This is a genomic window from Bradyrhizobium sp. SZCCHNR1015, assembly GCF_032489875.1.
Taxonomy (GTDB): domain Bacteria; phylum Pseudomonadota; class Alphaproteobacteria; order Rhizobiales; family Xanthobacteraceae; genus Bradyrhizobium.
In genome coordinates this window covers 299,167-311,420 of record NZ_JAUEYW010000005.1, presented here as the reverse complement: position 1 = coordinate 311,420, position 12,254 = coordinate 299,167, and the positions used below count along the sequence as shown (strand labels likewise).

Here is a 12,254-nt window from a genome sequence, read left to right as displayed (position 1 = left end):
GCCGCAATCGATCGGGTGATCATTTGAATTTGATGATCGTTTCACGGCCGTCCCATGTAGGGACGCCATCGGGGCCGCTTTCGCTGGCCCACGTCAGGAACAAGCGCGCATGAACTCGACCTGGCCTTCCTCGTTGGATCAGCTCTTGAACTCACCGGCGTTCCCGATGTGGCTCACCGTTGCCGCGGCGGGTTTCTTTGCGCTGGTCGTCCTGACGACGCTGCTCAGGGCCGAGAAATCGGTCGCCAACGGCGCGCTGACGGTGATCACGCTGCTGGCGGTCGGGATTGCGGTGGCGTCGATGATGCGGAGCCAGGATGCGACCCCGCGTGGCGCCAATGGCGATCCTGCTGTGACCGCCTCCGTCGGCCTCTCGCCGCCCGCGCTGGCCTGCGTGGATGATCTCGCCGGCGATCTGGTGCTCGCGAATTGCGAGAAGAGCCTGTTCGGATCGGCCGAGATGACGGCCGCTGCCGTCAGCTATGCGGCGGGCATGCTGAGCCGGCTGTCCCAGGTGGGCGACGTCGCCAGCGCCAACAAGGTGATGACCGCGGAGCTGCTGGCGCTGCGCCGTGCCGTCGAGCGCGATCGCTATGGCCTGATGGCCTATGTGCTGCTGACACGCGACCGCTGCACGCCGAGCGATTGCGTGATGTTCCGTGCCGTGGGCGATCGCCAGCAACTGATGAACAACATGGAAGGGCGGACCTATGAGGGCCTGGTGACGCGCTACGCCTCGCAGTGGAATGCGGCGCCGGGCCAGCCCGTCGCTGGAACCTTTGCGGGATTGGCGCCTCCAGGGGTGGCGCCGTCGGCGCCGAGCGGCAAGCCGACGACCGCGGAATTTCCCAGCTCGGCGAACACCCCGCCGGTCAGCATCATGAATCCCGAGCCGACGGCCTCGACGCGCTCGGCCGCCCCGGCAGCCGCGGCGCCGAAACCGCCGACGCAGCTTACGCCGTCGCCCGCAGCCCCACCGAGCGTGGCTGCCAGCCACGCCCAGGCGCCGGCGGCCAAGAGGGCCGCGCCGAAGCCGAAGCCGGCCGCTGCGGCGCCTCAAGCGGCGCCTGAGCCCGCCGAGCCGGCCGCCAACAACGAATAGATCCCGCTGGTCGAACCGCCATCATGCCTCTGCACCTGATCAAGCTCGCCGTCGGCTGCGAGTCCGTGAAAGAGCTGAAGGAGTGGATCGCCGAGCGCATGCTCGCGGCCAAGAAGAAGGGCCTGCCGCAGCAGCACGTCCATGTCACGCGGATGACGCCGAAACGGGTCGAGGACATCCTCGCCGGCGGCTCGCTGTACTGGGTGATTCGCGGTGAGGTCGCCGCGCGCGAGAAGATCGTCGGCATCGAGCCGTTCCGCGACGGCGACGGCATCGGGCGGTGCCGCATCATCATGCAGCCGAAGGTGATCGCGGTGTCGCCGCGGCCGATGCGTCCGTTCCAGGGGTGGCGCTATCTGACCGCCGAGGATGCGCCGGCCGATCTCGGCAAGGCCAGTGCGGCGGGCGTCGAAGCCATGCCCGAGCCGCTGCGCCGCGAGCTGCGCGATCTCGGGTTGCTGTAGCACCTCGACGTGCCGGTGGTGTTGCGCGTGAGCATCTCACGCGCGGCGGAAGTTCAGCCTCGCTCGCAAGGGCAGGGCGTACGTTCGAGGCGGCGTCGGCTGCCGTTGCCTCTGCCTTGCGGGCGAGGGAGCCGCTCACGGTGTCTTGGCGGACCGCCGGTCTCCCGGCGCCTCACGCCGCGATATTGTCGATCAGTCGCGTGGTTCCGATCTTCGCTGCGACCAGGATGCGCTTGGGTCCCGACTCGTTCGGGGCGATGGGCGCCAGCGTCTCGGCGTGGCGGACCTCGAGATAGTCCAAGGCGAAGCCGGCTTCGGTGATTGCGGCGGCGCCATCATCAACCGCCGCCTGCATGTCGTCGCCGGCGCGCAGCCGGGCCGCCAGCTCCTTCAGGACACGGTGCAGCGTCGGCGCCACCCGCCGCTCGTCTGCCGAGAGGTAGACATTGCGCGACGACATCGCGAGTCCGTCGCGTTCGCGCACCGTACGCGATCCGACGACGCGGACGCCGAGATCGAGGTCGCGCGCCATCTGGGCGACGACGCGGAGCTGCTGATAGTCCTTCTCGCCGAAGATCGCGACGTCCGGCCGGCATTGCGTGAACAGCTTGGCGACCACGGTCGCCACCCCGCCGAAGAAATGCGGACGGAAGCGGTCCTCCAGCCCGGCCAATGCCGCGCCTTCCGGCACGATCCGCGTCGCGAAGCCGTCCGGATACATCGCCTTCGCGTCGGGATGCCAGATCAGATCGACGCGCTCGGCCGCAAGTTTCGCAACATCCTCCTTCCAGGTCCGGGGGTAGGACCCGAAATCCTCCGTCGGCGCGAACTGAGTCGGGTTGACGAAGATCGAGACGACCACCTTGTCGGCGCGGCGCTTCGCCTGCCGGACCAGCGAGATGTGCCCTTCATGCAGCGCGCCCATGGTCGGCACGAGCGCGATGCTGGCTTTTCTCGCGCGCAAGCTGTCGAGCTCGCGGCGGAGGGCGGAAACGGTGCGGGCGACGCGCGGGCTTCGTGACATTTTTGCTCGATCTCACAGCGAAAAATTGCGGTTGCTCTGTTCGGCCTTGACGCTCGGGCGACCGCCCTTAACAAGGACGCGGCACGCCGCTCAGCATACTTGAATACGCCTGTTAGCACGTCTCCGCGTCCGATGCGGAGTTGGTAAACGCGCGCGTCAAGTAGTAGCGGAGGATGCTCCCCCGTGGGATTCACGATGACGATGCATTTCACTTGACCGCAGACGACCGTGACTCGAAGATGATCGTAAGAGGTCGACAACATGCTGGTGCAGACTAGCCAAGGACAATCGGGCTCGGCCCACGTGGTTGTGCTTGGAAACGAGAAGGGCGGGTCGGGCAAGTCGACCACCGCCCTGCATATTGCCGTGGCACTCCTGAAGGCTGGCCAGCGTGTCGCCACGATCGATCTCGATTGCCGCCAGCAGAGCTTCACCCACTACATCAACAACCGGAGCGCCTGGGCGCGCCGCACCGGCCTGCGCCTCGAGCTGCCGACGCACTACTGCATCCAGCTCGGCAGGACGTTGCAGATCGACGAGAACGAGAACACCGAGTTCCAGCAGTTCATGGAGGCCGTGAGCGCCGTCGAACGCTCGTTCGATTTCATCGTCATCGATACGCCCGGCAACGACAGCTACCTGATGCGCCTGGCGCATTCGATGGCGGATACGCTGGTCACGCCGATCAACGACAGCTTCCTCGACTTCGACGTGCTGGGAACGGTCGATCCCGCGACCTATGCCGTGACCGGCGAGAGCCACTATGCGGAGATGGTGCGTGACGTCCGGCGCAAGCGCCGCCAGGTGGACGGTGCGATGACCGACTGGATCGTGGTCCGCAACCGGCTGTCGATGCTCGGCTCCCGCAACAAGCAACTGGTCGCCGACGGCCTCAAGGACCTGTCGCTGCGGCTCGGCTTTCGCGCCATCGACGGCTTTGCCGAACGCGTCGTCTATCGCGAGTTCTTCCCGCGCGGACTGACCGCGCTCGACGACATCGACGAGGCGACCCTGGGCACCCGCCCCAATCTCGGCCACGTCACGGCCCGGGAGGAGGTCACCAGCCTGTTGCGCCAGCTCAAGCTGCCGCTGGACGAGCGCGGCCGCCGCCGCGCCGCAAACCGCGCCGAATGGTTCGCCCAGGTCGACAAGCCGCTCGACCTGCACGACATCATCAGCGCCTGAATACCGTCCGCATTCAGGCGAGACCTCGCCTGAGACATTGTGCGCGTTGAACGTGCCCGCGGCCTGGTTAAACAATCTCCTGACAGCGGTGGCGAGTAACGGCGCGTTCAGCCTGTTTGGGCCGGACGGAAGAAGATTTGTCTCAGGTCAAGGCCGTAGCCGCCAATTTCGCTAGATTACCGTCAAATTCATGACTGATTTGAACCTGACGTTCAGGGCTCAAGTCACAAGAGAGGGCGGTGGAACCCGCTCTGCTGCACAGCAACTAGGTGCGGCGCACAACGAACGGGCGACGGATTCACAACATTTGGTCTTCCTGTCACAGCGCCGTTACATATATTAAACAGAACGGGTCGCGAGAGTCTTACAGGTTCAAAACTACCTTTGATTGTGCTCCCGAGGGACGAACATGAAGCGTGGAATAACCGTTCTTGTGTCTGTCAGCGTGCTGGCGGCCGTCGGGTACTTCACCGCGAGCAAGTGGGCGATCCGGCACGAGACCATCAGGTTCTATGACGCCTCGCGCGACAACCGTCTGGTCGAAGTCGCCGTGGCCGTCCGCCGCGACAAGGAGATGCAGGCCGAAGCCGGCATGATCAAGCTGCCGGTCGCGATCCTCAATCACGGCAACACCGTCAAGTTCACCGAGTACTCGTTCCTGGCCAACGTATTTGCTGCGCGCGGCTACATGGCGGTCAGCATCCAGCACGACCTGCCGACCGATGCGCCGATGGTGACGAAGATCGGCGAGCCCTATGTCGGCCGGCTGCCGCAGATCCAGCGCGGTGTCGCCAACATCCGATTCGCCGTCGAGCAGATGCACCAAGTGCAACCGAATGCCGACTATGATCATCTGACGATTGTTGGTCATTCGATGGGCGGCGACATCTCAATGTATTTCGCCAAGCAGTATCCTGAAGACGTCCGCAAGGTCGTCACGCTCGACAACCTCCGCGTCCCGTTCGTTACCGACGGCAAGTTCAAGATCCTGTCGTTCCGCTCGAAGGACCCGCAATTCAAGACCGATCCCGGCGTGATCCCGAGCGACGACATCTGCGAGAAGGAAGGCATCACCGTCGTCAAGACGGACTTCCAGCACAACGACATGCGCGACACCGGACCTGACGATGCCAAGTCGTCGATCCAGGCCATGCTGGACAAGTTCCTCGCCGATAGCGACAGCACCAGCGACATCGGGCCGGTCAAGACCAATACCCCGTTGCTCGATCCGGGTCCCGTCGCGCCTTATGCGCCGGTCGGCAAGACCGCGACGCCGGCCAAGCCGCTGACGCATTGAGGGGGCAGGGGCGGGGCGCACGCCGGTCTCGCCTGATCCTTGCGGCCCTTGCGACGGGAACGAACGGCGTATCCGGCAGATGTCACTGCCGTCATTGAAGCTGTCCATCCGCCTGCCCACATGATGCGCGTCCGAGCAAGGTGCGTGCATGGTCGATCATCGTTCGAAGCCCGGTTCTGCCCCGATCACCTCGCCCGACGATGGCTCGCGTCAGCAGCGCTTGCCGGACAATGAGCATTCCACGGCAGACGCGATTGCGGCATTCGTCGCGCAGGCCAAGGCCATGGCTCCCGCGGCTCTGGGGACCAGAGGCCGCCTCGTCTTCGCGCTCGATGCGACCCTGAGCCGCCAGCCGACCTGGGACATGGCCTGCGCCCTGCAGGCCGACATGTTTCGCGAGGCCGCAGCCCTCGGCAGCCTCGATATCCGGCTGGTGTACTACAGGGGCTTCAACGAATGTCGCGCCACGGGCTGGATCTCCGACAGCGCTGAGCTCGCCCGGCTGATGGGCAAGATCGATTGCCGCGGCGGCAAGACCCAGATCGGCAAGGTTCTTGCCGAGGCGCGGCGCCATGCGACAGCGTCCGGAATCCGCGCCGTCGTGTTCGTTGGCGACGCGATGGAGGAGAATGTCGACGAGCTCTGTGCGAAGGCCGGCGAGCTCGGGCTGTTGAAGGTCCCGCTGTTCATGTTCCAGGAGGGCCATGAGCCCGCGGCCGAGCAGGCGTTTCGCGAGATGGCGCGGCTCTCGGGAGGAGCGTGGTGCAGGTTCGATCCGGGCGCCTCCGCGCAGTTGCGCGAGCTCCTGCGCGCCGCCGCGGCCTACGCTGCGGGCGGTCGCGCGGCGCTGCTCCGGCTCGCCGGCTCCGAAGCGGGCGCGGCACGCCTGATCGGGCAGATGAAGTAGAGATCGATTTCGGCCGCCGCCAACATCAAGCGCACCGGCTCGAGCCTGCCGGTCGGGGACGCAGTCGATCATGCTTTTTGTGCCGACACGCTCTATATTCGGCCCATGACACTGATCGCTGGCGCCGTCGCCGTCATCACCCTTTATCTGTTGCTGCAGATGTTCCGGAACGCCAATCCGGCGGCGCTGGCGCGCGCGATCAAGGTTGCCGGCGGCATCGGCTGCCTTGCGGTGGCAGCTTTCACCGGCCTTCGCGGCGAGCTGGTGGTGGCGATCCCAATCGGGTTGTTCGGGGCGGGGCTGCTCGGCTGGTCACCCGGCGGGCTCGGCAATCTCGGCAGCATGTTCGGGCTGGGTGGGCAGCGCTCGTCCGGTCAGAGCTCGCGGGTGCGCTCGCAATTCATCGAGATGGTGCTCGATCACGACAGTGGCCAGATGCTGGGCCGCTTCGTCGCCGGCATCCATGCCGGCCGGTCGCTCGACGAGTTCGATCTGCCGCAGCTCGCGGCGATGGCACCGAGCCTCGATGCCGACAGCGTCGCTCTACTTGAAACTTATCTGGACCGCCGGTTTCCCACTTGGCGTCAGCACGCGCAAGGCGATGCGGCAGGGCGGCAGCGCCGCGCGGCGTCGAGCTCCAAAATGACGGAAGAGGAGGCCTATCAGATCCTTGGCCTGCAGCCGGGCGCGGGGCGAGACGAGATCGGGCGTGCCCACCGTGCGCTCATGAAGAAACTGCATCCCGACCAAGGGGGGTCGACGTATCTCGCCGCCCGGGTGAACGAGGCCAAGGATACTCTGCTTCGTACGCATCACGGCTAACTCCGGCAACGCCACCAACGCCACAGATCGAAACTGCTTCCATCACAGCCATGTCGACATCAGCGGCTCCCGGCTCTGTCAGGCGCGATCGTGCGACATGGTGAAAAAGTTCTAGCGGCAATTCCTTGACGAGTGGTTTGCGCGAGCGCGTTCGCGGCGGTGTCGCACGCGCGCAAAGAAAAAGGCCCGCGCGTGTGTCGCGCGGGCCTCATATGTCGTGATGTCGGTGCGTTAGTTGTGCACGGTCATGCAGGAGATGTCGGCGCGCTTCAGCTTCTTGCAGACGGCCTCGGCCTGATCACGATCGAGGCCGGCGAAGCGGGCGCGGATGAGGGTCTTGTCGCCCTTCGCGACCGTCTCGGTGAAGGGATCGGCCTTGCTGAGGAGACCTTGTGCCGAGCTGCGGGCCGCCTCGATCCGCTTCTGGGCCTCGGCCTCGTTGTCCAGCGCTCCGACCTGAATGATCCAGCCGCTCCGCGTGACGGACGACTTGCTCGGGAGCTCCGGCGCAGCGCTCGCGGAGGCGATCTGCGTCGGCTGGGCCGGAGGCGCGGCATAGGCCATGGCCTGCGACGAGCCTGCCGGCAGGCTGGAGGCGGGCAGCACGCCGAGAATGCCGTTGCCGGTGCCATGGCCCGGCGGCTGCGGCGGCATCTCGGGGCGGGCGGCTTCGGCGCGCACCATCGGCGGCGCCGGCTCGATCGCTTCGATGCGCTGTGCAATCGGGGCAGGCGGTGGCGCCACCGGCTGCGGGGCCGCCGTGGCGAGCTTGACCGCGCCGGCCTTGACCTGAACGGTCCTGACCTTGACGGGCTTCATCGGCTCGGTCGAACCGGGAACGATCGACATCGGCTGGGTCTGGATCACACCCGATGTCATCGGCGCGGGCTCGACCTTCGCTTCCTTCGGCGCGGCCGGCGGCAGGGCCGCGGTGGCTTCCGACAGGGTCGAGATCAGCTTGGCGGCGCGGCTCGGGGCCGGGGCCTCTGGCGCCGCCGAGGCGAGCTGGACCGTGCCCCGGTCGTCGCCGGCATCGGAGCCGCCGCGCTCGCCGATCGCCGCGACGGTGCGCTTGGTCGCGCCCTTCTCGAGGTTCTCGGCGAGCAAATTGCGCATGATCGCGTCGCGCGAACCGCCGCTGCGGCCGCCCAACACGACGCCGATCAGATGGCGGTTGCCGCGGCGCAGCGAGGTCACGAGATTGAATCCGGACGCGCGCGTGTACCCGGTCTTGATACCGTCGACGCCCTCGACGCTGCCGAGCAGGTGATTGTGGTTGCGGATCGACTGGCCGCGATAATTGAAGACCTCGGTCGAAAAGTAGCGATAGTAGCGCGGGAAGCGGTCCTGGATGGCGCGGCCGAGAATCGACTGGTCGCGTGCCGTCGTGATCTGCTCGTCGGCGGGCAGGCCCGAGGCGTTGACATAAGTGGTGCGGCTCATGCCGAGCGAGCGCGCCTTGCGCGTCATCATCTTGGCGAAATCATCCTCGTCGCCGCCGATCGCCTCGGCAATGACCACCGCAGCGTCGTTGGCCGAGCGCGTCACCAGGCCCTTGATCGCGTCCTCGACGCGGATGGTCTGGCCGGGGCGCAGGCCGAGCTTGGTCGGCGACTGCTCGGAGGCGTGCTCGGACACCGGCATCTCGGTGTCGAGCTTCATCTTGCCCGACTCCAGGCGCTCGAACAGCAGATAGAGAGTCATGATCTTGGTGAGCGACGCGGGATGCCGCAATGCGTCCGGGTTGGTCGCGGTCAGGGTCGCGCCCGAATTGCCGTCGACGATGATCGAGGCGAAGGCCGGGCTGTAGCTGCCTTCGTCGGTATGGGGCGAGTGACGCGCGTGGTGGTGCCGATGACGCCGGCGCGCTTCTGCGCTGTCGACCGTGACCACTGCTGCCGTCGCGAGGGTGATCAGTCCGTAGACGCCAACTCGCAACAGGCGCGAGGAAGCCATTTTTTTGCGAAGCATGAAATCCCCGTCCAATTTCTGACGTGATCACCGGCTCGTAAGGCGAAATTGTGCCGAACGCCCCTTTGACCGTGCCTGTCGGACCTCCCGATCGTGCCGTGACGCTGCCTAGCATCGAAGGGCCCGAACTGAGGTTTTGTTAAGACGCTGTTTTAGAACAGCTTTACGGTTCGGCCGACGCTGGCCGGGACCACCGGAGAGGTTAGGACGGTCGAGTTGCCAAAGGATTAAAGAAACCTTGCGGCGATGGCCGGTATTTCTGCCGAACTGACCCGGGTTGGAGCGCCTGACGGTGGATCGGGGAGCAATGCCCGGGATGGTGCATTGCACAAGATTCTTGATTGATTTTGTGCGCTGCACTATATTGTGATCGCGTCAGGGAGCCGGGGCTTCCCTGAGGGCGCTCAAAGTCAGGGAAAGGAATGCCACATGTTTAAGGTTGAAGACTTTCAGAACTACGGCAAAGAGCAGTTCGAGACCGTCGTGAACTCCGCGACGACCGTGCAGAACGGCCTCCAAGCCATCGCAACCGCCTATGGCGACTACACCAAGAAGTCGTTCGAGGACACCAAGTCGTTCGTCGAGAAGCTCCAGGGCGTGAAGTCGCTCGACAAGGTGCTCGAGGTGCAGACCGAGTTCGCCAAGTCGGCCTACGAGACCTTCGTCGCCGATTCGCAGAAGATCGCCGGGCTGTATTCGGATCTCGCCAAGCAGGCGTTCAAGCCGCTGGAAGGCATCGCCGCCAAGTTCACCCCGCCGGCCGCGCACTGACCGTTCGCGCCCGCAGGGAGCACAAAGCCCGGCTTGCGCCGGGCTTTTTTGTTGGCTGAAGGCAGAGCGCTGTCGGGGGCCCGGCGCTTCTGCTATTTGGCGACCCGCAGCTTCGACAATGCGGTGCCGATCGAGTTGAACGTGGTCACGATCTGGCTCGAACTCGTCAGCATGTAGAATTTGTCGGGACTGCTGGCGCAGTTCTGCAGCACGGTCGAGGTCGGGTCGGCGGGCGAGCTCGTGTTCACCTGGATCGTGTAGATCGTGTACATCGCGTTGCCCTTCGAATCCTTGGTGTTCTTCAGGTTCGAGCAGAGCAGGGCCTGGCGCGCGTCGATCGGGTTGCCCGAGGCTTGCGACGAGCCGTTGCCGTATTCGGGCCAGCGGTCCTCGGTGTTCAGGCCGTCCGACAGCAGGATGATGACGCGATTATAGGTGGTGTTGACGTCCTCCGCCGGCGCGCCCAGCACGCCGTTCGGAATCAGCGACTGCACGGCCCAGGCAAGTCCGATCGCCTGGTTGGTGCCGCCGGTTGGCTGCATGGCGTTGACGGCGCTCTTCAGCGAGCTCCAGCTGTAGCTGAGCGGCACGATCTCCGCGAGTTTCGTCGAGGCCGTGCTGCTGCAGTACTGGATGTTGTTCTCCATGTGCTGGTTGGCCGGGAACAGCGTCGTCACGTCGGAGGTCGCCGGCGACACGGCATTCGCGTCGTTCGGCTGGGTGCGGTCGGCGACGCATCCGGTCCAGGTGCTCTTGGTGTTGGCGACCCAGGTGTGGGTGAAGGTGTTGACCTTGCACACCGTGCTGGATCCGCTTCCCGTGCAGCTGCACGTGTTGTTCGGAAGATTGCTGCCGCTGGTCGGGCAGCTGCAATAGCTGCCGGTGCACCAGTTCACCCGCGTGCTGGTCTGAACGCTGTTCCAGCAGCCATTGTAGTAGCTGTGCGAGGCTGAATCATAGCCCGGGCAGACGTAGCCGGTGTAGCTCCCGCTCGACGGAATCCTCGAGGCGCTCGAACTCCCGGTCGCCGGGTCGCTGGTGCAGGAGAAGTAGGGAAAGCCGTTGCCGGACTTGAACGGACAGGAGGATCCCGGTCCCACCATGTCCCATTGCGATTGCGTGTAGCTGCCGTTCGGGATTGCGGCCTGATAGGAACCATTGGCAGGCTGGATCGTGGGCGGATTCTGCCAGTCGGTCCAGTCGATCCAGTCCTTGGCGTAATTGCTGGCGCCGACGTTGACGACCTTGGCGAATGGAACGACCGAGATGTAGACGTCGCCCGGGGTCTTGGCCAGCGCGCTGAGCTGGTCGATCAGCCCGCCGCTGCCGGCCACGGCGTTCTGCAGCGCGGACATCTTGCCGCTGGACGCCATCGAGCCGGTATTGTCGAGCGCGAGCGCCACTCGCATCTTCACGTCGCCCCAGGTCGATGTCGTTTTGACGCCGAAGTCCATGGTCGGAAAGCCGGCAATCCTCATGAACTGGGTGACGATCTGGCCGGAGGCCGACAATTGGATGTTGGAGGCCGACGTTGTGGTCGAGGCGGTATAGCTGGCCGTCACGGTGACGTTCTGCGCGTCCGTGCTGGTGTAGAGCGCCTTGAAATAGGCGCTTGCCTTGGTTCCGATGTCGGTTGCGCTGATGGTGCCCTGCGCCAGGTCGCGCGACAGCATCAGCGAGGTGGCGTCGAGCGCAGCCTGCATCGACGACCGCGCGGCGTTCAGCCGGCTGTAGTCGACGCCTGCGCCGACGAAGGCCAGGATGGGGACGAGCGAGATGGCGAATAGCATGGAGATGTTGCCACCGCGGTCGAAGGCGAACCGTCGGACGGCGCGGCGGCAGAAACGAATGAAGGAGACATCGGTCATGTCGCTCACCAATTATGGTTTTCTGCAGGTGTTTTCGGTTCAGCTTCGTCAAGGCCGGGTAAATCGAAACCGCGAAACACCGGGCCAATGCCCGCAGCCTGGCGCCGCGCCCGCAACCGAGCTGGTTCCCTGTCAATGCCCGCTGAATGGGCTTTGTAAAATGCGACCGGTTTGATTAACCTTGCGCCTCATCGCCGGGGCAGGGAATCGGTCCTGCCGGAGCGTCGGTCCGTCCTGGGCCTGCGCTTGCGGCAAACCGGTCGCTGACCCATATTCCTGGTGTCGGTCCGACCGGACCGGTCGGCTGGGACAGGCGATCTGGAAAGCAGGACCGGGTGGCGGAAAGCGGCCCGGCAGGGGACAGGTCGGGGCGCCCCTTATGAGAGCAACCCTCCGAGGGAAACTCTTTATTGGGAGCCTCGCAGCCATATCTAACGCGTGCAAGATGTCGCAGCCAACTTCCAGATTGAACCGATCCGCGCCCAGGATGAGCAATAACGACAACAAGTCCGGTGGCACCGGTGGCCCGGTCACGTCCGTGATCACCAAGGTCAAGCCGAAGACCAAGCGCCCCAACCTCTACCGCGTCCTGATCCTGAACGACGATTACACGCCGATGGAATTCGTCGTTCACGTCCTGGAGAAGTTCTTCAACAAGGACGTCGAGGCCGCGACCAAGATCATGCTCCACGTGCACCATCACGGCATCGGGGAGTGCGGCGTCTTCACCTACGAGATCGCCGAGACCAAGGTGACGCAGGTGATGGACTTCGCCCGCAAGCACCAGCATCCGTTGCAGTGTGTGATGGAGAAGAAATAGCCGGCTCCCTCCGCGAAGAGAGC

11 protein-coding genes are annotated in these 12,254 nt (G+C 65.0%); 8 read left to right on the top strand and 3 right to left on the bottom strand.

What is annotated here, in order from left to right; genetic code table 11:
* Positions 1-109 precede the first annotated feature (109 nt).
* Both QX128_RS11510 and QX128_RS11505 read left to right on the top strand, forming a co-directional pair.
* The gene (locus QX128_RS11510) at positions 110-1,102 is read left to right on the top strand and encodes a hypothetical protein (protein ID WP_316181809.1); all 993 of its coding nucleotides are present in this window, start codon (positions 110-112) and stop codon (positions 1,100-1,102) included.
* 23 nt (positions 1,103-1,125) lie between these two features.
* Positions 1,126-1,566, top strand: coding sequence for a DUF1489 domain-containing protein (locus QX128_RS11505; protein WP_315804143.1), 441 nt, complete (start codon positions 1,126-1,128; stop codon positions 1,564-1,566).
* 172 nt (positions 1,567-1,738) lie between these two features.
* On the opposite strand, the gene panC is transcribed toward QX128_RS11505, so the two are convergent.
* Positions 1,739-2,590 carry a pantoate--beta-alanine ligase gene (gene panC / locus QX128_RS11500; protein WP_315804142.1) on the bottom strand — a complete coding sequence of 284 codons (852 nt, stop codon included), beginning with the start codon at positions 2,588-2,590 and terminating at the stop codon, positions 1,739-1,741.
* A 261-nt stretch (positions 2,591-2,851) separates the two neighbouring features.
* Between panC and QX128_RS11495 the strand changes: the two genes are divergently transcribed.
* The 4 genes from QX128_RS11495 (at position 2,852) to QX128_RS11480 (ending at position 6,801) form a co-directional block, all read left to right on the top strand.
* A complete protein-coding gene (locus QX128_RS11495; protein ID WP_315718368.1) occupies positions 2,852-3,775 on the top strand; it encodes a division plane positioning ATPase MipZ in 924 nt (307 codons plus the stop codon).
* Between the two features lie 409 nt (positions 3,776-4,184).
* Positions 4,185-5,072, top strand: a complete 888-nt coding sequence (locus tag QX128_RS11490; protein ID WP_316237486.1) for an alpha/beta fold hydrolase — start codon at positions 4,185-4,187, stop codon at positions 5,070-5,072.
* A 148-nt stretch (positions 5,073-5,220) separates the two neighbouring features.
* A complete protein-coding gene (locus QX128_RS11485) occupies positions 5,221-5,979 on the top strand; it encodes a VWA domain-containing protein (protein ID WP_316181817.1) in 759 nt (252 codons plus the stop codon).
* A gap of 105 nt (positions 5,980-6,084) precedes the next feature.
* Entirely contained in the window at positions 6,085-6,801 is a 717-nt protein-coding gene (locus QX128_RS11480) for a DnaJ domain-containing protein (RefSeq protein WP_316237485.1), read from the top strand.
* A 231-nt stretch (positions 6,802-7,032) separates the two neighbouring features.
* Here QX128_RS11480 and QX128_RS11475 read toward each other — a convergent pair whose 3' ends face one another.
* Positions 7,033-8,772, bottom strand: coding sequence for a serine hydrolase (locus QX128_RS11475; protein WP_315804137.1), 1,740 nt, complete (start codon positions 8,770-8,772; stop codon positions 7,033-7,035).
* Positions 8,773-9,201: 429 nt separating this feature from the next.
* Here QX128_RS11475 and QX128_RS11470 point away from each other — a divergent pair, with 429 nt between their 5' ends.
* Positions 9,202-9,543: a phasin family protein gene (locus tag QX128_RS11470; protein WP_315718372.1), complete on the top strand. Its 342-nt coding sequence runs from the start codon at positions 9,202-9,204 to the stop codon at positions 9,541-9,543.
* A gap of 92 nt (positions 9,544-9,635) precedes the next feature.
* Here the strand turns inward: QX128_RS11470 and QX128_RS11465 are convergent, their stop codons facing one another.
* A complete protein-coding gene (locus QX128_RS11465; protein WP_316237484.1) occupies positions 9,636-11,411 on the bottom strand; it encodes a pilus assembly protein in 1,776 nt (591 codons plus the stop codon).
* Positions 11,412-11,898: 487 nt separating this feature from the next.
* Between QX128_RS11465 and clpS the strand changes: the two genes are divergently transcribed.
* Complete coding sequence (clpS, locus tag QX128_RS11460) at positions 11,899-12,231, top strand: ATP-dependent Clp protease adapter ClpS (protein WP_008960690.1); 333 nt, start codon at positions 11,899-11,901, stop codon at positions 12,229-12,231.
* Positions 12,232-12,254: the final 23 nt, after the last annotated feature.